The sequence below is a fragment of the Sphingomicrobium sp. genome, assembly GCA_036563485.1.
Classification (GTDB): Bacteria; Pseudomonadota; Alphaproteobacteria; order Sphingomonadales; family Sphingomonadaceae; genus Sphingomicrobium.
This window is the reverse complement of the sequence record DATCMI010000001.1, coordinates 1,908,262-1,929,568: the sequence shown is the minus strand read 5'-3', so window position 1 is coordinate 1,929,568 and position 21,307 is coordinate 1,908,262. Positions and strand designations below refer to the sequence as shown.

The 21,307-nt window shown below is 65.3% G+C and carries 15 protein-coding genes; 5 read left to right on the top strand and 10 right to left on the bottom strand.

Translation table 11 applies throughout. From position 1 onward, the window contains the following. Positions 1–20: 20 nt before the first annotated feature. The 3 genes from VIL42_10060 to VIL42_10050 all read left to right on the top strand — a co-directional run bounded on the left by VIL42_10060 (position 21) and on the right by VIL42_10050 (position 4,897). Complete coding sequence (locus tag VIL42_10060; GenBank protein ID HEY8593190.1) at positions 21–1,829, top strand: sulfotransferase; 1,809 nt, start codon at positions 21–23, stop codon at positions 1,827–1,829. Positions 1,830–1,917: 88 nt separating this feature from the next. After that, entirely contained in the window at positions 1,918–4,395 is a 2,478-nt protein-coding gene (locus VIL42_10055; GenBank protein ID HEY8593189.1) for a TonB-dependent receptor, read from the top strand. Between the two features lie 49 nt (positions 4,396–4,444). Then, entirely contained in the window at positions 4,445–4,897 is a 453-nt protein-coding gene (locus VIL42_10050; protein ID HEY8593188.1) for a MaoC family dehydratase, read from the top strand. Positions 4,898–4,940: 43 nt separating this feature from the next. Here the strand turns inward: VIL42_10050 and VIL42_10045 are convergent, their stop codons facing one another. From VIL42_10045 to VIL42_10020, 6 genes are all read right to left on the bottom strand, one after another. Continuing rightward, positions 4,941–5,528 (bottom strand): hypothetical protein, encoded by a 588-nt coding sequence (locus VIL42_10045; GenBank protein HEY8593187.1) that lies wholly within the window; start codon positions 5,526–5,528, stop codon positions 4,941–4,943. Between the two features lie 110 nt (positions 5,529–5,638). After that, positions 5,639–7,165 carry a M20/M25/M40 family metallo-hydrolase gene (locus VIL42_10040; protein ID HEY8593186.1) on the bottom strand — a complete coding sequence of 509 codons (1,527 nt, stop codon included), beginning with the start codon at positions 7,163–7,165 and terminating at the stop codon, positions 5,639–5,641. A gap of 173 nt (positions 7,166–7,338) precedes the next feature. Further along, the gene (locus VIL42_10035) at positions 7,339–8,259 is read right to left on the bottom strand and encodes a cytochrome c1 (GenBank protein HEY8593185.1); all 921 of its coding nucleotides are present in this window, start codon (positions 8,257–8,259) and stop codon (positions 7,339–7,341) included. Positions 8,260–8,276: 17 nt separating this feature from the next. Next, on the bottom strand, positions 8,277–9,593 hold the full coding sequence (locus VIL42_10030; GenBank protein ID HEY8593184.1) for a cytochrome b/b6: 1,317 nt from the start codon (positions 9,591–9,593) through the stop codon (positions 8,277–8,279). Positions 9,594–9,602: 9 nt separating this feature from the next. Then, a complete protein-coding gene (petA, locus tag VIL42_10025) occupies positions 9,603–10,145 on the bottom strand; it encodes a ubiquinol-cytochrome c reductase iron-sulfur subunit (protein ID HEY8593183.1) in 543 nt (180 codons plus the stop codon). 207 nt (positions 10,146–10,352) lie between these two features. Next, positions 10,353–10,841 carry a hypothetical protein gene (locus VIL42_10020; GenBank protein ID HEY8593182.1) on the bottom strand — a complete coding sequence of 163 codons (489 nt, stop codon included), beginning with the start codon at positions 10,839–10,841 and terminating at the stop codon, positions 10,353–10,355. Positions 10,842–10,852: 11 nt separating this feature from the next. On the opposite strand from VIL42_10020, the gene glnA reads away from it, so the two are divergent. After that, on the top strand, positions 10,853–12,265 hold the full coding sequence (gene glnA, locus VIL42_10015; protein ID HEY8593181.1) for a type I glutamate--ammonia ligase: 1,413 nt from the start codon (positions 10,853–10,855) through the stop codon (positions 12,263–12,265). 160 nt (positions 12,266–12,425) lie between these two features. Further along, on the top strand, positions 12,426–13,334 hold the full coding sequence (locus VIL42_10010; GenBank protein HEY8593180.1) for a PilZ domain-containing protein: 909 nt from the start codon (positions 12,426–12,428) through the stop codon (positions 13,332–13,334). Here VIL42_10010 and VIL42_10005 read toward each other — a convergent pair. The 4 genes from VIL42_10005 to VIL42_09990 form a co-directional block, all read right to left on the bottom strand. Continuing rightward, positions 13,300–14,694 carry an amino acid permease gene (locus VIL42_10005; protein HEY8593179.1) on the bottom strand — a complete coding sequence of 465 codons (1,395 nt, stop codon included), beginning with the start codon at positions 14,692–14,694 and terminating at the stop codon, positions 13,300–13,302. The two genes, VIL42_10010 and VIL42_10005, sit on opposite strands and share 35 nt — an antisense overlap. Before the next feature lie 126 nt (positions 14,695–14,820). After that, positions 14,821–18,996, bottom strand: a complete 4,176-nt coding sequence (locus VIL42_10000) for a translocation/assembly module TamB domain-containing protein (GenBank protein ID HEY8593178.1) — start codon at positions 18,994–18,996, stop codon at positions 14,821–14,823. Beyond that, on the bottom strand, positions 18,996–20,996 hold the full coding sequence (locus VIL42_09995; GenBank protein ID HEY8593177.1) for a BamA/TamA family outer membrane protein: 2,001 nt from the start codon (positions 20,994–20,996) through the stop codon (positions 18,996–18,998). The genes VIL42_10000 and VIL42_09995 overlap by 1 nt, the downstream gene beginning before the upstream one ends. 80 nt (positions 20,997–21,076) lie before the next feature. Further along, on the bottom strand, positions 21,077–21,286 hold the full coding sequence (locus VIL42_09990; protein ID HEY8593176.1) for a hypothetical protein: 210 nt from the start codon (positions 21,284–21,286) through the stop codon (positions 21,077–21,079). Positions 21,287–21,307: the final 21 nt, after the last annotated feature.

The following is a 21,307-nucleotide window of genomic DNA, read 5'->3' as shown; positions in this document are numbered from 1 at the left end:
CAGCGGCTAGGCTCCAGCGCATGAACGCAGCTTCGAGCGCCGCGCCTGCACTGAACCTCGCTTCTGCCCTCGCGGACTGCCGGCAATTGCTCCCGGACCGGCCGGAGCGGGCGGCGGAGAAGGCGCGTGAGGTCCTCGCCGGAGCGCCCGAATGCGCTGAAGCTTACCGGCTGCTCGGCACCGCGCTTCGCCTCTTGGGCGATGATGACGGCGCAACCGAGGCGGAGCTTTCGGCGATCAGCGCGTCCGTTCGAGACCCAGAGCTGATCTCGGCAGCGTCCGCACTCGTCGACAACGACCTGCCGCTCGCGGAGAGCATCTTGCGGCCCGTGCTCAAGCGGCGTCCGACTGACGTTGCCGCGATCCGCATGATGGCCGAGCTAGCGGCGCGGATTGGGCGGCTTGGCGATGCCGAAAACCTGCTGCGCCGAGCTCTCGAGCTTGCGCCTGCCTTCACCGCCGCCCGCGCGAACCTTGCGACCGTCCTTTACAAGCAGCAGCGCCCCGCTGAAGCGCTCGAGGAACTCGACCGCATCACCGCCCAAGGCGAATCGGATCTGGCGCACTCCAGCTTGCGCGCAGCCGCCGTCGGGCGGCTCGGCGGTCACGAGGAAGCCATTGCGCTCTACCGGCAGGTGCTCGAACGGCACCCCGGTGACCCGCGCATCTGGATGAGCGTCGGTCACAATCTGCGCACTTTGGGGCGCGTCGACGAAGCGATCGCCGCTTATCGCAAGGGCGCCGAGTTGCGTCCCGAGTTCGGTGAAATCTGGTGGAGCCTCGCGAACCTCAAGACCTTCCGCTTTTCGGACCGCGAAGTCGACGCGATGAGGCAAGCACTCGCGCATGAAGGTTTGACCCCGGAGAACGAGGTTCACCTGAACTTCGCGCTAGGCAAAGCGATGGAGGACCGCGCGCAGTGGGCGAAAAGCTTCGCGCATTATGAAACGGCGAACCGCGAGCGGCGCACTGCACTCGATTACGATCCGGGTGAGATCGAGCGGCAGGTCGATCGGTCGATCTCCGTGCTGACACCTGAATTCTTTGCGGAGCGAAAGGGTTTCGGCTGCCCCTCGCCCGACCCCATCTTCATCGTCGGCCTGCCGCGCGCAGGATCGACCCTGGTGGAGCAGATCCTTTCTTCCCACCCCAAGGTCGAGGGCACGACCGAACATCCGGATATTCCGATGATTTCGCGCCGCCTTGCCGGCGCGGAGGGCGAGAAGGGCACGCGCCGTTATCCGGCTTTCCTTGAGAGCCTGACCGCGGACCAATGCCGGGCACTCGGCGAGGAATATCTGCAGCGCATCGCGCCGCAGCGCGTCACCGACCGGCCGTTCTTTATCGACAAGCTGCCGAACAATTGGGCTTTTCTCGGACTTATCAAACTTATCCTGCCGAACGCGAAGATCGTCGATGCGCGGCGCCACCCGCTGGCCTGCGGCTTTTCGAATTTCAAACAGCATTTCGCGCGAGGCCAGCCGTTCACTTACGACCTCTCCGACATCGGAAACTACTACCGGCAATATGTCAGGATGATGCGCCACATCGACGAGGTTCTGCCCGGATGGGTGACGCGCATTGTCAACGAGGATCTGGTCGCTGATCCCGAGGGCGAAATCCGCCGGCTGGTCGCTTCGCTGGGCCTGGAGTGGGACGATGCGTGCCTTGCGCATCACGAAACCCGCCGTCCGATCCGCACCCCAAGCGCCGAGCAGGTCCGCCAGCCGATCAACGCTTCCGGAACCGAGCAGTGGCGGCATTACGAGCCCTGGCTCGGGCCGCTCGCCGACGCCCTCGGCGACACTGTTGCAGATTGGCGTCGCTAGTCCCGTAAAGTTCGTTACGCCATCGACATCAGCATTGACGCCGCGAGCGTCTGTGTCAGGTTCGTGACACTCGCATTCAGGGGGATCTATGCGCGCGACTTCTCACATCACGTCACGAGCGGCTTTCGTGGCGACGCTCCTTGCCAGTTCGATGCTCGCCGCGCCGACCGCGGCACTCGCGCAGGACGCTTCCGCATCGCAGCCGACCTCGCCCACCCCGGCCGATCCTGCCAATCGATCGAGCGCGGTCCCGGTCGACCAGCAGGAAATCGTCGTCACGGCCACGAAGCGCGCAGAGAACCTTCAAAACGTCCCGGCGGCGATCACCGCAATTACGACGAAGACGCTCGAGGACCTGCACGTCAATCAGTTCGAAGATTATGCGCGGCTGGTCCCGTCACTCTCCGTCAAAGGTGGCGGCGGCGGCGGCGGCAATGCCGGCCCGAGCACCAACACCGTATACTTCCGCGGCGTCGCGTCGGGCGAGAATGCGAACCACAGCACCTCGCTGCCGAGCGTCGGCACCTATCTGGACGAACAGCCGATTACGACGATCAGCGGCGCCCTCAACGTCCATGTGTTCGACATGGCGCGGATCGAGGCGCTGGCCGGACCGCAGGGCACGCTCTACGGCGCCTCCAGTCAGGCCGGCACGATCAGGCTGATCACCAACAAGCCCGATCTTTCCGGCACCTATGGGCAGGCCAATCTCGAGGTGAACCATGTCGCGCACGGCGGCTTCGGCTATCTCGGCGAAGGCTTCATCAACACGCCGCTGACCAGCAACATGGCATTGCGCGTCGTCGGCTGGCATCGCCGTGATTCCGGCTGGATCGACAATGTGCTGGGCGAGATGGTCTTCCCGACTGCCGGCATCACGATCAACAATGCCGACCTGGCGGAGGACGATTACAACCACAGCTCTACGACCGGCGCGCGTGCAGCGCTGAAGATCGACCTTGACGATCAATGGACCGTGACCCCGTCGATCATGGGTCAGCGGCAGAAATCCAATGGCAACTTCGCCGAGGAGAATATCCAGGGCAAATATCAGACGATGCAGTTCAACCCGGAGTCCACGCGGGACAAGTGGGTTCAGGCGGCGCTGACGATTGAAGGCAAGGTCGGCATTTTCGATATGACCTATGCGGGCGCCTACATGAAGCGCCGGGTCGATATCGAGGCGGACTATAGCGATTACAGCTACTTCTACGACGCGCTCTATGGGTCCACGCTGTTCGACAACGCGGGGAACACGATTGACCCAAACCAGGCGGTCGTCTCCAACCACCGCTACAGCAAGCTGAGCCAGGAGCTGCGCTTCGTTTCCCCGGCGGACCAGCGGCTGCGGCTGGTTGCGGGCCTCTTCTACCAGCGGCAGGTCGACAAGATCGAAGAGAATTACGTCATCGACAATATCGCGGACGAGATCACCGTCCCCGGCACGGAAAGCAACATCTGGCTGACCCGCCAGAACCGTATCGACCGCGACTATGCGGCGTTCGGCGAGCTTTCTTATGACGTCATGCCGACGCTGACCGTCACCGGCGGCGCCCGCTATTACAAGTACAACAATACGCTGTTCGGCTTCTTCGGCGCCAGCGAAAATTGGCTGAGCACCGGCATTGCCACCTGCTTCGGCCCCGCCGAATTGTCCGGCACCCCATGCACGAACGTGGACAAGGGGACGAAGGACAGCGGGTTCGTGCATCGCCTGAACGTCACGTGGAAGCCGAACGACCGGCTTCTCACCTACGCGACCTGGTCGCGCGGCTTCCGGCCGGGCGGCATCAACCGGCGCGGGTCGCTACCCCCGTACAAGCCCGATTTCCTCACCAATTATGAGATCGGCGCGAAGTACAAGCTTGGTGGCGGCGCGCACTTCAATGTCGCCGGCTACCGTGAGGACTGGGACGATGTGCAGCTGTCCTTCCTCGGGCAGAACGGCCTGACCGAAGTGCGCAATGCTGGGTCAGCGCGCATCTGGGGCGTCGAAGCCGATCTTCTGCTGCGCCCTGCCCCCGGCCTCACCTGGAGCACCGGCGTTTCGTACAACGATGCGAAGATCACCCGCGACTTCTGCCTGATCGCCAATGCGGATTTCAATTGCGCCCTCGACGTTGATCTCGACGGGGATGGCGTCCCGGAAGAAAATGCCTTGCTGGCACCATCGGGAACGCGTCTGCCGCTGACCGCCAAGTTCAAGGGCAGCTCGCAATTGCGGTACGAATGGCAGGTCGCGCCCCAGATGAAGGCGAACGTGCAGGGCCTCATCACTTATGAAGGCAAGCGCACCCGTGACCTTCGCCTGTTCGAGAACAGCGTCTTCGGGAACATGCCGAGCTACACCCAAGTGGACCTGTCTGCCGGCATTGACCGCGGAGCTTGGACTGCCGACGTCTACGTCAAGAACCTGTTCGATACCCGCGGCCAGGTTTCGAAGGCGATCCAGTGCCTGGAGACGACGTGCGGCGATCCGGATAACCTGACCCCGCTCGGCGGACGCATTTACACCAGCTACACGCGCCCGCGGATGATCGGGCTCAAGGTCGGCCGCCGCTTCTAGGAGCGGCGTTCCGATTGCTTCACCGCAGCTTTGCGGCGAAGGACTGGCGATGATCTATTTCGAAGACCTCGACGTGGGAGCCGAAACTTATTTCGGCTCCTACGACGTCACGCGCGAGGAAGTGATCGACTTCGCCCGAAAGTACGATCCTCAACCGTTCCACTTATCCGACGAGGCGGCCGCAAAAACCCACTTCGGCCGGCTTGCCGCCAGCGGCTGGCATACGACCGCGATGACGATGGCTGTCATCGCTCGCCATGTGATCGACAGCAAGCAGGCAGGGCTCGGCTCTCCGGGCATCGACGAGCTGCGCTGGAAAAAGCCGGTGTTCCCCGGCGATAAGCTGCACGTACATAGCACGATCGTCGACAAGCGTCCGTCCACGAGCCGCCCGGAAATGGGCTCCTTCCGGTCCAAGACCGTCGTCACCAACCAGGACGGTGTCGAGGTGATGACCTACACGTCGATCGTACTGATCGCTCGGCGGCCGGCAGCCGCATGAAAAAGGGCGGCCGGAAGGCCGCCCTTCTGTCGCCAGCGGACCTTTACTCGTCGCGCGTCGAGGTGCGCCGCTGCTCCCGCGTAGCCCGGCGCTGCTCGCGGACTGCTTGCCTTTGTTGGCGGACGGCCTGCCGCTGTTCGCGGCTCGCCGTCTGGCGGTCGAATCCGCTCCAGTTGGGGCGAACGCGCGTGCTGCTCGTCGTCGTGCTTCGGGTGGTGACTGCAGGCGAGCGCTGCGACCAATATTGACGCTGCTGGGTCGTCATCGGGTACGCCCGGCGATAGCGGTCGTACACATAGTAGCCGCTGCCCGGATAATAGTAATTATTATACCAGCCGAATGGCGAGTAGCCGCCATAATAGCCGCCGCCAGTGCCGATGCCGATGCTGATGCTGGAACCGCCACCGTTGTAGCCGTAGGGCGAGTACCCATAAGGCGAGTAGCCATAGCCGTACGGGCTGCGATAGGCGTAGCGGTCGTAATAGCCGTAGGCCGCGCTGCCGTAGCCGTAGTTCGAGTTGTAGCCATAGCCGTAATAAGGGTCACCGACGCCGACACCGAGGCCGCCGTAAGCGCAACCGCCGAGCGCGAGCGCTCCGGCAGCAAGAGCGGAAATATACGGGATACGCATGTTACACCTGCCAAGTCCAAGAGGAGACAGGCGTGCAACGATCCTGAGGAACCTCCGTTCCTCAACAACTTAGCCGCGGCAGCGCGGGAGGCCTAGCGCCCTCCCCTCCCTTACTTGGGATCGGGATATTCGTACTTGAACGGATCCGTCGGCACGGGTTGACCCGGCAGCGGCATGCGCGGCAGCTCCCTGTCGCTGTTCGCCGCCTGGAGCAGCATCCCGGCAAGCACCACCGAAGCCTGGCGCAGGTCCGCGGCCTTCAGATGGTCGACGGTGTCGATGCTCGAGTGATGGACGCGGCTTTCGTAATCCAGCGGATCCTGGATGAACTGGAAGCCCGGCAGCCCGGCATAAGTGAAGAACTCATGGTCGGTGCCGCGGGTTGGCCCGGCCACGACCGCGCTCGCGCCCATGCTGTTGAACGGCGACAGCCATTCACGGAGCAGGGGAACCGCGGCGGCATTGCCTTCCGCATAGACGCCGCGCAGCTTGCCCGAGCCATTGTCCATGTTGAAATAGGCCTTCAGATCCGAATAGCCCGGCAGCGGCGTCATCGGATAGGCATCCTTGCCGGCGATGTAATTGACGAAGCCGACCTGTCCCATCGTAACGGGGCGTCTGGCGATGTGATTCTGGACATAGTTGATCGAGCCGAACAGGCCCTGTTCCTCTCCAGACCAGAGGGCGAAGCGGATCGTCCGCTTCGGCCGGACACCAAGTTGCCGAAGGATGCGCGCCGCTTCCATGACGACGACGCTGCCGGCGCCATTGTCGGCCGCGCCGTCACCCGCGATCCAACTGTCGAAGTGAGCACCAGCCATGACGTAACCGGCCTTGGGATCGGCCCCTGGAATGTCGGCGATGATGTTGTTGGCCATCGTGTCGCCGTCCAGGAACCGAGCGTCGATGCGGATCTCTAGGACCGGCGCCTGGCCGGTCCTGGCGAGCCGAGCCAATCGGCGATAATCCTCGGCCGCGATCTCAACCGTCGGCACCTTGTCCGTTGCCCCGACCTGGTGGTTGTAGCCTTCGCCCGACACCAGCTTGCCGTCGCGATAGGCGATCTTCGCCCGCGCAACCGCGCCCTCGCTTGCAAGAAAGGCGTCGAGATCGCGGGCGAACTGCACCTGCTTGCGGATGTTCGCGGCGCTGTCGGGGTCGTACTTCGGCTGCTCATATTGGTCGAGCTTGCCGATTTCCTCGCCGGACAAGCGCTTGAACGGCGCTTCCTTGGGCTCGCTGCCCTCGCCCGGCAGGCTGGTCAGGACGATCTTGCCCGCGAGCTTCCCGCGATATGCCGCGAACTGCTCCCTTTTGTTCATCGGCGCGACCACGATCGGCGCGGTGACTGCGCCGTTGGTCGGCGGGGTCCAGGCGACGGGAATGGCGGTCAGCTCGATGGCGCGCGGCGAGACCATCCGCACGCTGGAGCCGATGAGGTCCCAGCCGCGGCCGAAGTCGAACGGCTCGCGATGGACGTTGGTGAGCCCGTAGCGCTGGAACTTGGCGATCGCCCAATTTTCCGCGCGCGTCATGTTGGTGGACTTGGTCAGGCGCGGGCCGATGCCGTCCATCAACTCATGGGCGGTCAGCATCACCTGGCTGCGGTTCATGCCTTCGTCGATGACCCGTGCCATGTCGTTCGGCGCGGCAGCGGCGGGCGCCGCCAGGAACAAGGCAGCGGATGTCAGTAACAGCGAATTGAATGTGCGCACGATGCGTCTCCCCCACAAAACGGCAATGCCATAAGAAAACCGCCGACGTGCTATTGGGCACGCCGGCGGCAAGCTAATCAATTTCGACGGGCGGCTCAGCCCGCGATGCCAGCATCGGCTTTCGCGTGGCGGCTCTTCGCCTGGTTCTCCGGATCGAGTGCCCCAGTGACCCGGACGCCCCGCTTCACCTGATGCCAGGTCTGGCGATAAGCCAGATAGCCGAGGATCGACGCGATCAGCAGGAAGATCGTAACGGCAAGTCCCGAGGCGCGGCGCGAGTCCAGCTTCGGCTCACCGGCCCAAACGAGGAACGCCGAGACGTCCTTCGCCATCTGGTCGACCGTGGCCGGCGTACCGTCGGCATAAGTGACCTGCCCGTTGCTGGTGAGCGGCGGCGGCATGGCGATGTTGAGGTTGGCGAAATAGGGGTTGTAGTGCAGCCCCGCAGGCGTCTTCGCGTCCGGGAATTCCTTCACCAGCGCCGGCGACTGGTTCTGATATCCGGTCAGCAGCGAATAGATGTAGGCAGCCCCACCCTCACGCGATTTGGTGATCAGCGACAGGTCCGGCGGATAGGCGTTGTTGTTCGCCGCACGCGCCGCAGTTTCGTTGGCGAACGGCGACGGGAAGCGGTCGGACGGCAGCGCCTTGCGGCCCGCAACTTCACCCGTGTCAGGATTGATCGACGGCACCTGCGTCTTCCAGTCGGACGCGATCTTCTTGATCTCCGCCTCGCTATAGCCAAGCGCATGGAGGTCCCGGAAGGAAACGCGCTCGAGCGCGTGGCAGGCCGCGCAGACCTCCGTGTACACCTGGAAGCCGCGCTGCAGCTGGGCATTGTCGAACTTGCCGAACGCGCCGTCGCTGGCGAGGTGCAGGTCCTTCGGATGCTTGTGCAGCTTGTGCTGAGCCGTCTCTTCGGGCGGATTGTTGAAGTAATCGAGCCCGCTGCTGATCAGCGAGATGGCGAGGATCCCGGCGAAGACGACGCCGATGAAGCCGAGGATGAAACGCATGTTCTAGTCGCCCTCTCTTACTCGGCTGCAGTCGTTGCGCCGGCCGCGGGGCGCTTCTTCGATCCGGCGGGCGCCGCTTCGGCCTCTTCGCCGTGGAGCACCGATTCACTGATCGAGCTCGGCAGCGGAAGCGGCGTTTCAAAGGCCGACACCAGCGGCAGGATCACCAGGAAGTGAAGGAAATAATACATGGTCGCGATTTGGCTGAGCGCGATCCACGGCTGCTCGACCGGCATCACGCCGCAGACGCCAAGAAGGAGGATGTCGGCGACGAGGATCCAGAAGAAGCGCTTGAACACCGGCCTGTAGGAACCCGAGCGCACCGGCGACTTGTCCAGCCACGGCAGGAAGAAGAGCAGCAGGATCGCCGAGAACATGGCGAGCACGCCCCACAGCTTCGCGGGCAGGATGAAGTCCACCGTGAAGGCGCGAAGGATCGCGTAGAACGGCCAGAAATACCATTCCGGCACGATGTGCGCCGGTGTCGCCAGCGGGTTTGCCGGAATGTAATTGTCGGGGTGGCCGAGAAGGTTCGGCGTGAAGAAGGTGACCAACGCGAATACCAGCAGCACCGCGCCGGCGAACCAGCCGTCCTTCGCCGTATAGTAAGGATGGAACGGCAAAGTGTCGCGCTCGTCCTTCACATCGACGCCGGTCGGGTTGCTCGAACCGGGGATGTGAAGCGCCCAGATGTGCAGGATCACCACGGCGGCGATCACGAACGGAAGCAGATAGTGAAGCGCGAAGAACCGGCTGAGCGCAGCCTGGTCCGGCGCATAGCCGCCGAGCAGGAAGACCCGCAGCGGCTCGCCGACGATCGGGAAGGCCGAGAAGAAGCCGGTGATGACCTGCGCGCCCCAGTAGCTCATCTGGCCCCAGGGAAGCACGTAGCCCATGAAGGCGGTCGCCATCATCAGCAGGTAGATGACGAGGCCGAGCATCCAAACCAGCTCACGCGGCGCTTTGTACGAACCGTAGTAGAGGCCGCGGAAGATGTGGACGTAGGTGACGATGAAGAAGAAGCTCGCCCCGTTCATGTGAACATAGCGGAGCAGCCAACCCGCGTTCACGTCGCGCATGATGTGCTCGACCGAATTGAACGCGCCTTCGACCGACGCCGTATAATGCATCGCCAGGACGATCCCGGTGATGATCTGGATCATCAGGAAGATCCCGGCGAGGACGCCGAAATTCCAGAAGTAGTTGAGGTTGCGCGGCACCGGATAGCCGCCGCCGATCGCCCCGTAGACCAGGCGCGGAAGCGGCAGCCGGTCGTCGAACCAGCGCATGAGCGGGTGCTTGGGTTCGTAGGCCTTCGCCCAGGAAAAACTCATGGCTTCGCTTTACCCCTCCGCGCCGATGACGACGGTCGTCGGCCCCGTGAACGAATATTCCGGCACCACCAGGTTGATCGGCGCGGGGCCGGACCGGATGCGCGCTGCAGTGTCGTAGGCTGACCCGTGGCACGGGCAGAAATAGCCGCCGAACGGTCCGCGGTTCTCACCCTCGCCGATGCCGAGCGGCACGCAGCCGAGGTGCGTGCAGACGCCGAGCGTGATCAGCCAGTTTGCCTTGCCGGGCTTGGTGCGCTGTGCGAGCGTCTGCGGATCGCGAAGGTGCGACATCGGCACGGCATTCGCCTCGGCGATCTCCTTGGGCGTCAGGTTGCGGATGAACACCGGCTGCTTGCGCCAGCTAACCTTGATGCCTTGCCCCGGCTGGACCTTGGCGATGTCGACTTCAGTCGTCGACAGCGCCAGGACGTCCGCCGACGGCGCCATCTGGATAAGCAACGGCGCAAGGGCGACGACGCCGCCCACGCCAGCGAAGCTCACAGCGGCGACATTGAGAAAGTCGCGCCGGCGAACCCCGTTTTCCTCATTCATCTCGCCTGCGGTTTCCGGAACCTCAGCGGACCCTGCCCTGGTGGCCATCATTCCCCTTTTTGACGCGATGGTACTGCACATGCCGGGAGGCAGGTGAGCGCGCTCTCACCGCTTGCTGAAGCGGTGCGATTGGCGGGTCTGATAGCGAGGCCTTTTCGGTCTGTGAAGGGGCTGAAGAACGGCTCTGGTGGCGCTTCGCCGACCGGCTCACCGCGGTTCAAGAACCTCAAGCAAGATCAGGCTGATGAGATGAAGAAGCAACAATGCGCCAAGGATGATGATGAACAGCTTGCTCGCCCCAATCCAATACATGCACAAAGCGAAGATCAGCGCAGCGACCAGCAGCGCACGGCCAATCCACATCAGGGGCGGCGCCGGGTTCAACATCCAGAACCACATGATTCCTTCGCGATAGCGGAAGCGGAAGTCCACATAGGCCCAGTGAATCAACAGGATTGCTGTCACCACCGAAACGGTGATCGCTATGGTCATCATGGCGGCGCCAACTCGCATGGCCGCGAGAAGGAGGCAATCGGCGAAGTGATTGCGACGTCGCCCGTGAAATATTCGCCGCACCCCTGACTCCGGCGCGCTGCTGGGGAATCTGGACTCACAAGCTCGAATCACCTCGCTCGAACCCGGCCGCCCGCCGGGTGACGGCGGCATGCGATCGGGCGCAACGGCAGGCAGGAGCATCGGGAAACATCATGGCCAACGACGCAGGCACGATCCTTTCGCGCATCAAGGACGAGGAAATCGAGTGGGTCGACCTCCGGTTCACCGATCCCAAGGGGAAGTGGCAGCACCTGACCATGGCCTCCGGCGTCATCGATGAGGACCAGCTGACCGACGGTTTCATGTTCGACGGCTCGTCCATCGCCGGCTGGAAGGCGATCAACGAGAGCGACATGATCCTGAAGCCGGATCTCGACGCGGCCTATGTCGACCCGTTCAGCGCGACGCCGATGATGGTGTTGTTCTGCAACGTCGTGGAGCCTTCGACCGGCGAGCTTTACGGCCGGGACCCGCGTTCGACGGCCACGCGCGCCGAAGCCTATCTGAAGCAGACCGGCATCGGCGACACCGTGTTCGTCGGGCCTGAAGCCGAATTCTTCATGTTCGACGACGTGCGCTTCGAGGACGGCTACAACGTCAGCTATTACCGGATCGACGATATCGAGCTGCCGACCAACACCGGCCGCGAATATGAAGGCGGCAACCAGGCGCACCGGCCGCGCGCGAAGGGCGGCTACTTCCCGGTCGCGCCGGTCGACAGCGCCCAGGACATCCGCGCCGAGATGGTCTCGACCATGCTCGACATGGGCCTGCCGTGCGACAAGCATCACCATGAAGTCGCCGCGTCGCAGCATGAGCTCGGCCTTACCTACGGTGGCCTCGTCGAGACCGCCGACCGCATGCAGATCTACAAATATGTCGTGCACATGGTGGCCCATGCCTACGGCAAGACGGCGACCTTCATGCCCAAGCCGATCGCTAAGGATAATGGCAGCGGCATGCACACCCACTTTTCGATCTGGAAGGACGGCAAGCCGCTGTTCGCCGGGAACGGCTATGCCGGCCTTAGCGAGATGGCGCTCAATTTCATCGGCGGCGTCATCAAGCACGCCCGCGCGCTGAACGCCTTCACGAATCCGACGACCAACAGCTACAAGCGGCTGGTGCCGGGCTTCGAGGCGCCGGTCCTGCTCGCCTATTCAAGCCGCAACCGGTCGGCGTCCTGCCGCATCCCCTACGGCACGGGCGAGAAGTCGAAGCGGGTCGAGTTCCGCTTCCCCGATGCGATGGCCAACCCATATCTCGCTTATGCGGCGATCATGATGGCGGGGCTCGACGGCATCCAGAACCGCATCCACCCCGGCGATCCGATGGACAAGAACCTCTACGACCTGCCGCCGCAGGAGCTGGTGAACGTGCCCACCGTGTGCGGCTCGCTTCGCGAAGCGCTCGTCAGCCTTGCCGCCGACCGCGCCTTCCTGACCCGCGGAGACGTCTTCAGCGACGACCAGATCGACAGCTATATCGAGCTGAAGTGGGACGAAGTGATGCGCTGGGAAACGACACCGAGCCCGGTCGAATTCGACATGTATTATTCTTCTTAATTTTGCGGTAACTTGGATCCTTTCGGGACGCCGGTGGAGGGACCCTCCCACCTTCCCATCCCTCCATCGGCATCACCGGCATCCTCATCCGAACCAATGCACGATTCCGTAACCACCCGGCGCCTAAGCTGTACCGGGGCAAGGTCTACGGAACGAGCGGATGAATATCAGAGCGAAGATCTTTGGCGGGCAGAGCCGCGCGGAGCAGCCGATCCTGAAGGCCAAGATGCCAAAGGGCACGAAGAGCGACGACTTGCAAAGCGTCGCCGTGCCGCGGGAAGAAAGCCGGCGCGCCAATAGCCGCGGCACCGATCGTCACCGACTTACCGCAGAGACGGTGGAACTCAGCCACGAGGGCACCCGCCACCAGGTCACGCTCGTGAACCTCTCCGGTGGCGGAGCGATGATCAGCGGTCAAATCGCCGCCAAGTTGTGGGACCGCGTCGACCTCCACCTCGGCGAGCACGGCACCATCGAATGTGCCGTCCGCTGGATTCGCGGCGACCGCATCGGCCTGGAATTCGCCCACGAGACTCAGCTCGACTGTTCGGACGACCAGCGCGCCGCCGTGCTCCGCGACGCGATCAGCCGCTCCTTTCCCGATATGGATTTCGTCGCAGCGACCGACCAACCCGCCGGGGCCGCAAGGCAGGAGCCCGGCGATGAGCAGCGGCGCGCGCCGCGACATCCTCTGATCTGGTCCGGCACGCTCTATCACGATTACCAGACGTCGACCGTTCGCGTCCGCAACATCTCCGCGACGGGCGCGATGCTCGAGTGCCGCGAGCCGGTAAGGGTCGGCGCCGAACCCCTGCTGGAGCTTGGCCCCGCGGTTTCGGTGTCAGGCACTGTCACCTGGGCGGTCGGCGATCAGGTCGGCCTGCGGTTCCACTCCGAATTCGACATGGCCCTGCTGGGCCGCTCGTCGCCCGCGGTGGCGCCGAGCGAATGGGTTCGCCCGGCCTACCTCAATAGGGTCGACGCACTCGATTCACCCTGGGACCCGCGGTGGCAGCGGCTATCGGTGCCTGAGCTCAAGCAGGAGCTTGAGGGCTTCCTGAAGCGCTAGCGCTCCGCGCCCGTTCCGCGGCCCTGCTGCCGTAGACGAAGTATAGGACGAGACCGATCGCTTGTGCGGCGAGGAAGAAGATCTGCGTTCGGTTCGGCAGGCTGATGAACAGGTAAAGGCAGCCCAGAATGCCGACCGTGCCGACCAGCGGCGCCAACGGAGCGCGGAAGCGGCGCTCGGCGTTGGGCTCGCGGCGCCGCAGGACGAGCATTGCGGCGCAAACGGCGACGAACGCAGCAAGCGTGCCGGCGTTCGCGAGCGCGGCGATAGCGGTCAGCGGGATCAGCCCCGCGAATACTGAGCAGACGATCGCGGTGAAGATGGTGATCCGCACCGGCGATCCGCGGCTGGACACACGGGCAAGGCTGGGGGGCAGCAGGCCGTCGCGCGCGACGGTGAAGAAGATGCGGCTCTGCCCGTAGAAGAAGGCGAGGATCACCGTCGGCAGCGCGATCACGGCGGACGCCCCGAGGATCCGCGCCGCCCAGTCCTGGCCGATCTCTCTCAGGATCAGAGCGAGCGGCTCGGCGCTGTCCGCGAAGCCGGTGTAAACGACAGCACCGATCGCAGCGGCAGCGACCGCCATGTAGATGAGCACGCATACCAACATCGATCCGACGATTCCGATGGCAAGATCGCGGCTCGGGTTCTTGGCTTCCTCCGCGGCGGTGGCGATCGCATCGAATCCGTAGAAGGCGAAGAAGATGATCGCTGCGGCCGCCATCACCCCGACCTCGTGACCCGGAGGTCCGTTGCGCGGAAAGCCGTTGGGCATGAACGGGTGGAAGTGCGCCGGGTCGAACACCGGCAGGGTCACGGCGATGAACAGCGCGAGCGCCGCGATTTTGACCAGCACGAGGACCGCGTTGACCGTCGCGCTTTCCCGGGTGCCGGCGATCAGCGCCAGAGCGACGACGAAAATGATGAAGATGGCGGGTACGTTGAGGACGCCGCCCAATTCGGGGCCGTTGATCAGCGCTGCCGGCAAACCGAGACCGACGGATTCCAGGAACCCGGAAGCATAGCCTGACCAGCCGACGGCAACTGCGCTGACCACAAGCGTATATTCGAGGATCAGGGCCACGCCGACCATCCAGGCGAGAAGCTCACCGAACACGACGTAGGAGTAAGTGTAGGCGGCGCCGGACGCCGGGATCATCGTCGCGACCTCGGCATAAGCGAGCGCCGCACAGGCGCAGATGATTCCCGCGATCGCGAACGAAAGGATGACGGCCGGGCCCGCCTTCCCCGCGCCCACGCCGATTAGCGTCAAAATGCCGGTGCCGACGATCGCGCCGACGCCGAGCGCGACCAGGTGAGGCCAGGACAAAGACTGCTTGAGCCGATGCTCCTCGGGCATCTCCTCGCGCGAGATCACCCGTTTGCGGAAGTTCCAGTTTCTCATCGCGCCCTCCCCTGCTCAGCCGCAGCCTAGCCAAGGTTAGCGCTGGCAGGCAATGCACCCCCGACAGTCGGCAACGCGCGCCTAATAATCCTTGCTGAAGCGGACGCTGGTGCTGGACCGACCGATCGTGGAGAGGGTCGCGAGCAACGAGATCCACCGCGTGATCTGATATTCCGCCTGGGTCGCCGAATAGCCCTGCCCGTCCGTGACGACTTCGACGAACAGCCTGCGGGTGATGTACTTGCCGGCGGCAATCGACGTCTTCTGTCCAGTCGCGACGTCTGCGGAGACAATGCGGAGGCGGTCGAGCCCGACTGCGCGCCGCAAGGCGTTGATCGGATCAAGGCTGCCGGAGCCCGACTGCAGCGCCGCCACCGCCGACGCGAGCTGAAGCGCTTCGGGTGCCGAGAGGTTGGTAATCGACGTGCCGAACAGCAGGCGCGACAAAAGCTCGTCCTGCGGAAGAGCCGGCGAACTGGTGAAGGTGATTTCCGGCTTAAGCCCTGTGCCTTGCACGATGACATTGGCATCGAGCCCCTGGACCGCAGCCTCCGCGTGGATGTCGAGCAGCGGATTGGGCGGGCTTTCGCCCTGGAAGCGGATGACGCCCCGATCGAGGCGAAAGATGCGGCCGGCGAAATCGTAATTGCCTTGGACGAGGTCGGCGCGGCCGGTGAAGCGTGGCGCGTCCGCGAATCCGCCGATCTTGAGGTCCGTGGTCCACCGACTGTCGATGCCGAGGCCGGTAACGGCGAGGTTGCTGCCGGCGACGTCTAGATCGAGCCGCCAGCGGTGGACGGCCGCCCTTTCGATCACCTCATCTTCATCGAGCCCGGTTTCGCGGACGTTGAGCCGCGGCACGGCGGCGGCAGCGCTCGCCCGACCAAGCTGGAAGCGGCCCTTGTTGAGCCGGAAATCGCCGGAGATGATTCCGCCGTTCGCGTCGGAGCGAAGCCGCAGCGGGCCGGTCACCCGCGCAGCGACATCGTCGCGGTTCAGCAGCAAGGCGTCCTCCGCGCGGAAGGCGAGGTTCATCAGCGCCTGCCCTTGTGCGAAGGTCACGCTTCCGCTGCCGCTGACCGAGCCGCCGCCGCTGGTGCGGCCGGCAATCTGGCTGAAGATCAGCTGCGGCCCGGAGAAGCGCGCGCTCGCCGCCAGCTGGTCGACCACCATTCCGGTGACCTGGCTCTCGAGGCGAGCATTTTGCGTCCGCAGCGAACCCCGGATCACCGGATCGGCCATTCGACCGCCGACATCGGCAGCGACCGCGAGCGGGCCGGACATGTCGATCACTTCGCTGCCCGTCAGCCGCCACAAGGTGTCCGCCGGGCCGGAATAGCGAAGCTGGGCGAACAGGGGTGCGTTCATCAGCTCGGCAACCAGAGCGCCGCCGCCGAGCGGCGCGAAGCGGGCCTGAGCCCGGCCAACGATCTTCCCGTCGCTCGCTGCGACGGCGCGCAGGCCGGCCTGGTTGCCGGTGACCAATGCAGCGACGGCGACATCGATCGGCTTGGACGCGACCACCAGCCCCGCGCGGCTCAGGCCCCGGACCTTCAGGTCGAGACGGCCGCTGCGGTTCGACTTCCATGCATAATCAACACGGCCGCTGGCGGAGCCGGTGAGGTCGAGCCCAGGCCAGAACAGGTCGAGCACTTCGAGCGGCATGCTGGCCACCTGGGCGTGGACCTCGGGCGCCGAGCCGCTGCGGCCAGAGACGGTCGCGCTGCCGCCGCCGAACGCCAGGCTGGTCGGCGCGAGCGCCCAACCATCGCCGGCTCGGGTCAGGACCGCCGCCTGTCTCAGCACCAGCGGCTGCCGCTCGATGCGCCCGCTACCGGTCAGCCGGATCGTGTCGGGCGAGACTTCGGCGAGCGTCGAAAAAGCAAAAGCAGCGCCGCGTCGGCCCGCGAAGGCGGCGCGGACCTGGCCTGCGCCGTTGACCAGCCTGGCATTGGCCGTGAGCCGGGCGAGCGTGAGGCCGCTTACCTCCACGCCGCGGACATCGGCGACGCCGTCTAGTGTCGTGCGCCCTTCGGCGAGGAGAATGGCACCGTCGATGCGGCCGCTGCGCACCGCGAAGGCGTCAGGGAAGCGGGCATTGTTCGCTGTCAGGTGCGCGTCGATCCGCTGAGCGCCCGAAATCGGCGAGAAGTCGAGCGTCCCTGCGAGCGCGCCGGCCAGGGTCAGGCGCCCGGTGAAGCCCCCCGGGTCGGAACGAAGGCGGCCGCTTGCCCGGGCACCGCCGGCCTCGAGGCTGTCCACCGCAATTACGGTGGGCCTGTTCGGTGCGAGCAGGATCTGCCCACTGCTGGTGAACGGGCCGAGCTTGGACCCGCCGCTGGCGCGATAATCGAAGCCGGCAGGGACCGGGTTCAGGAGCAGCCGCATGCCTCGGATGCCGAGCGACTCGTTCGGCCGATCAAGGAAGATGTCGAGCCGGGGCCGCTCAATGTCCCCATCGAGCGTCAGCCGCAGCGGACCGTATCGAGCCTGCCGGCCGCTCGCCACGATGTGGAAGCTGCCGTCGCGCAGCCGTTGGCCGGAGCCCGAAAGCCTGAGCTTGGGCGAATAGAGCTGCAGGTTGGTGAAGCGCACGCTGCCGTCATTGCCGCGCTCAAGGTTCGTGGTGAGCGAAGGCAGGCCGCCGGTCAGCTCCCGAAAGAAGCTGTTGTCGAGGCGGCGGACCCATGCCTTGGCCGTGCCGACCACATGGCTGCCCTTGCCCCCCGGGCCAGGCTCCACGCGCAGGTCGGTCATCACATCGACCACGCCGAGACCGGGAATGAGGTAGCGCTGCATGGCGCCCGAAAGCAGGACTTCGAAGCGCCCGGTGGCGAGATCCAGCAAGACCGAGAGCTTGCCCGTCCACTTGGCGCTGGTGAGGCGGAGGTTCGAGCCGCGCACGAGCTTCGGCGTGATGTCGAGCCAGCCTTCGATCCTGGGGTTCGCGAGCATCGCGCCGGCGACATCGCCCACGCCGGTGATCGCCTTCGCCGAGAGCCGCAGCGGAACGCGCATCGGCCAGGCGCTGAGACGGCCCCGCCCCTCCGCGCGCAAGCCAGTGAAACCGGTGTCGTCGAACCTCACATATTCGGATGTCAGGCGGTACGAGTATTCCGCGCTGCCGAAGGCGCCGTCCAGCGTCCAAAGCATACGCACGTTCCTGCCCGTCATGTTCGGGAACAGCGCGGGCGGGCGGAGCAGGTCGACGCCGAGCCGCACGCCCCGGTACCGGTTGTTGGCGAGGTCGACGGCGCCCCTCGCTACCGCGCGGAGCTGCGGCGAGGCGGCCGTGAGCTGGCCATCGAGGATCCGGTTTACGAAGCGCGCGTCGCCGCGAACATTGATGGCCGGGCTGGTCAGGCGCTGAAGCTTTCCGCGCAGGAACTGCGCCGGCGCGAGGCGGCCCTGAAGCCGGTAGCGCCCCTGATCGACGCCGATCGCGAGCCGAGCCGTCGGGCGGCCGGAAAGGTCGAGCGACGCCTGCCCGCGCCAGCGCGACCAACTGCCCGCCCCATCCACGTCGACGTTGATGGCGCGCTTTACGCCGACGAGCGCCGGAAGAAGCCCATCCGCGGGCGCGACGACGCGCGCCGCAACGTCAAACTTGTTGTGATCCGGCTCGGAATCGAGACGGAAGGCGATGCGGTCGCCGCCACCGTCGATCAGCGCGTTGAGCTCGACCAATGCGCGGCCGGAGCGGATGTCGGCCTTGCCCCAAAGCCGCCCGCTTCGCGCCCTGCCGCTGACCTGCGGCCGGATCTCGAGGCGATCGATGCGAAGCTCGCCGATATGGATGTCGAAGCCAGGTAGGATTGGGCCCTTGCTCGTGCTCGGCTTCGTCTTGGGCAACCGGATGAGCGTGACGCGCTCGGCAGTGAGCTCATCGACCGACAGCTTGTTGCCGAGCCAGGCGGCCGGGGTCCAGTCGAGGACAATGTCGGGCGAGGTCAGGAACACGCCCTGCTGGTCGGCGACGCGGACGTTGCGCAGGTGCGCCTTGCCGAAGATCGAACCGTCGATGCGGCCGATGTGAAACTTCAACCCCGACGCGGTCTCGAGGCCGGCGATGCGGTCGGCGACGAAGCGATGGCCGGGCGCGGTGTCGAGGAGCACGATGATCGCGGCGACCGCGAAAAGCAGGCCGACAAAGAGAGCGAACAGCTCGTTGAGGAGGCGGGTCGGCCAGTCGCGGCGAAGAACGACTTTCTCGCGAACTGCGCTGTCCTGCCGTTCCTCAACGGCGACTTCGGTCATCAGAAGGCCTGGCCGAGCGAGACCGTGACCGCGACAGGGCCATCGCCCTTCTGCTGATTGAGCGGGACGCCGAGGTCGAGGCGGATCGGCCCGAAAGTCGAATAGTAGCGCAGGCCAACGCCGGCCGCGAAGCGCCAGTTGTCGAGACCGGGAGTCGCATCGGTGCTGAGCGACCCGCCGTCGACAAAGGGCACGATGCCGAAATTGCCGCCGAATTGCGGCAGGCGGACGCGGGCTTCCAGCGCGAACTCGGCGAGGCCGCGGCCGCCGATCGGGTCGCCGTCGATGTCCTTGGGACCAAGCTGCTGGTAGCCGTAGCCGCGCACCGAACCGCCGCCGCCCGAGTAGAAGCGCCGGGAGGGCGCAAGATCGAACGAGCTGGCGCCGAGGATCGTGCCCAGGCGGACGCGGCCGGCGACGACGACACGCTCCGACACTGGCCGGTACGCGCTGGCGTCGAACTGCATTCGTCCATAGCCTAGCCGGTCGGAGCCGAGGGAGAATTCAGGGCTTAGCCAGCCGCTCAGGCGGAAGCCGCGGGTCGGGTCGAGCAGGCTGTCGCTGCCGTCATAGCCGAGGCTGAGCGGCAATGCGGCGATGGCGAACTTGCGGGTGTCCTTCGTGCCGGAGGGGCTGAACACGCCGCGCTCGTCAGTGCCGAGGAACTGCGCGCCATAGCTGTACGTCCACTTCTTCTGCCAGATGAAGTTGCTCTGCCGTTCGATATTGCCGGCGAGAAGCACGGTGCGCGCCTCATAAGCGTCGAAGCGGCGGTGCGAGGCCGAGAAGGTTAGGTTCAGCACCTGGTCGCGGCGGCGAAAATTCGCGCGGCGGAACTGCAGGCCGCCGAGCTGCTCGTTGGTGCCGGCGATCGCCCGGACGGTGAGCGCGCCTTCGGGGTTGAAGAAGTTGCGGTCGGTCCAGCTCGCTTCGAGGCGCGCCCCTTGGCCAGTGCCGTAACCGACTTCTCCCGCGATGGTGTGGCTCGGCGCCGGCTCCAGCGCGACCTCCACGTCGACCACATTGCCGCCTGCGACGGGCACCAGCTTGATGTCGGCGGCAGACACCAAAGTGGTCGCTATGAGCGCGCGGCGAAGGTCGTCGACGTCGGAGCGGCGGAACCGGTCGCCGCGCTTAAAGCGGGCGATTGTGCCGATGTGGCGTGCGCTGAACGGCGGCCGGCCGTTGACCCTTATGGTGCCGAACCGCGCGACCGGCCCCGGATCGACGGGCAGCGACAGGGTCGCGAGATGGGTCTGGTGATTGACCTCGATGTCCTGCTCGCCGAGCTTCGCTTGGGCAAAGCCCTCTTCGCCCAGCGCCTGGGTCAGCAGAACGCCGCCGGCGATCACGTCTTCGGCGATCACCGGGTCGCCGGCTTTGATGCCGAAGGTGTCGCGAAGCCTTGCGGTCTCCGCCCCCGCAGCCTCGAGGCCCGGCAGCTCGACGGATGCGAAGCGGTACTGGGTGCCCGGCTCCGCATCGAGGATCACCTGGACCAGGCCACCGGTGCGCTCGGTCCGTGCCACGACCTCGGCATCATAATAGCCCTGGCTGCGCAGCAATTCGGTGAGCAGCTCCGCATCGGCGCTCGCGCGGCGGCCGATCTGCGCGGCGTTGGCCGCTTCCCTCCGCTCGGCCTCGAGGGTTGATTGGCGGCGGAAGCTTTCGAGCAATTCTTCGGAATTGCCGATGGCCGTCATGCCCTGGATGCTCACGGCATAGCGGACCTCACCGGAAGCGTCAGCGGCAAGGGCGTGCGAGCGGGTCGGCGCCGGTGCGGTGGGAGCCGGTACGACAGGCGCTGGCTCCGCCGTGTTGAGGTCAGGCCAGTCCACGCCAAGGTCGGGCAGCGGCGCAAGCGGTGCATTGGGGTCGAGTTCGGCGGGATCCGGCAGCGGCTGGACGGCCTGTCCCGCCGCTGCGCTTGCCCATGCAAGGGCGCACGCAGCCGCGCACAGCCGCCGCGCGGCCGAAACACCTGATCCCCGCCCACTCATGTGGAGAGCAGCCTTAGCCAGCGCTCCTGAACGGCGCCAGTCTGAACGGCGGGCGCGGGTCGGCTTGGGGATTCAGTGGTTTAGTGGACGATGCCGATCGGTTCGGGGCTGCTTAGCGCGGCGATGACGCGCTGGATCTGTCGCCAGTGGCAGAAGCGGCGGACATTGCCGGCGTCGCGGCTCTGCTCGGCAAGCGCTGCAGCCTTGCCGAACGCCTGGTCGCCATAGCGCTCGATCAGCTCTGAAGCGTCGGCGAGTGACGCACGATTGTTGATGTAGGCAGGACCCATGATGAGCGCATTAGCGCACTG

Excerpts from the sequence above, each read along its gene's own strand:
- VIL42_10010 (HEY8593180.1), top strand. The coding sequence starts at position 12,426 with ATGAATATCAGAGCGAAGATCTTTGGCGGGCAGAGCCGCGCGGAGCAG.
- VIL42_10020 (HEY8593182.1), bottom strand. The coding sequence starts at position 10,841 with ATGCTCCTGCCTGCCGTTGCGCCCGATCGCATGCCGCCGTCACCCGGC.
- VIL42_10055 (HEY8593189.1), top strand. The coding sequence starts at position 1,918 with ATGCGCGCGACTTCTCACATCACGTCACGAGCGGCTTTCGTGGCGACG.
- VIL42_10050 (HEY8593188.1), top strand. The coding sequence starts at position 4,445 with ATGATCTATTTCGAAGACCTCGACGTGGGAGCCGAAACTTATTTCGGC.
- VIL42_10040 (HEY8593186.1), bottom strand. The coding sequence starts at position 7,165 with ATGGCACGGGTCATCGACGAAGGCATGAACCGCAGCCAGGTGATGCTG.
- glnA (HEY8593181.1), top strand. The coding sequence starts at position 10,853 with ATGGCCAACGACGCAGGCACGATCCTTTCGCGCATCAAGGACGAGGAA.
- VIL42_10030 (HEY8593184.1), bottom strand. The coding sequence starts at position 9,593 with ATGAGTTTTTCCTGGGCGAAGGCCTACGAACCCAAGCACCCGCTCATG.
- VIL42_09995 (HEY8593177.1), bottom strand. The coding sequence starts at position 20,996 with ATGAGTGGGCGGGGATCAGGTGTTTCGGCCGCGCGGCGGCTGTGCGCG.
- petA (HEY8593183.1), bottom strand. The coding sequence starts at position 10,145 with ATGAATGAGGAAAACGGGGTTCGCCGGCGCGACTTTCTCAATGTCGCC.
- VIL42_10045 (HEY8593187.1), bottom strand. The coding sequence starts at position 5,528 with ATGCGTATCCCGTATATTTCCGCTCTTGCTGCCGGAGCGCTCGCGCTC.
- VIL42_09990 (HEY8593176.1), bottom strand. The coding sequence starts at position 21,286 with ATGGGTCCTGCCTACATCAACAATCGTGCGTCACTCGCCGACGCTTCA.
- VIL42_10005 (HEY8593179.1), bottom strand. The coding sequence starts at position 14,694 with ATGCCCGAGGAGCATCGGCTCAAGCAGTCTTTGTCCTGGCCTCACCTG.
- VIL42_10060 (HEY8593190.1), top strand. The coding sequence starts at position 21 with ATGAACGCAGCTTCGAGCGCCGCGCCTGCACTGAACCTCGCTTCTGCC.
- VIL42_10000 (HEY8593178.1), bottom strand. The coding sequence starts at position 18,996 with ATGACCGAAGTCGCCGTTGAGGAACGGCAGGACAGCGCAGTTCGCGAG.
- VIL42_10035 (HEY8593185.1), bottom strand. The coding sequence starts at position 8,259 with ATGCGTTTCATCCTCGGCTTCATCGGCGTCGTCTTCGCCGGGATCCTC.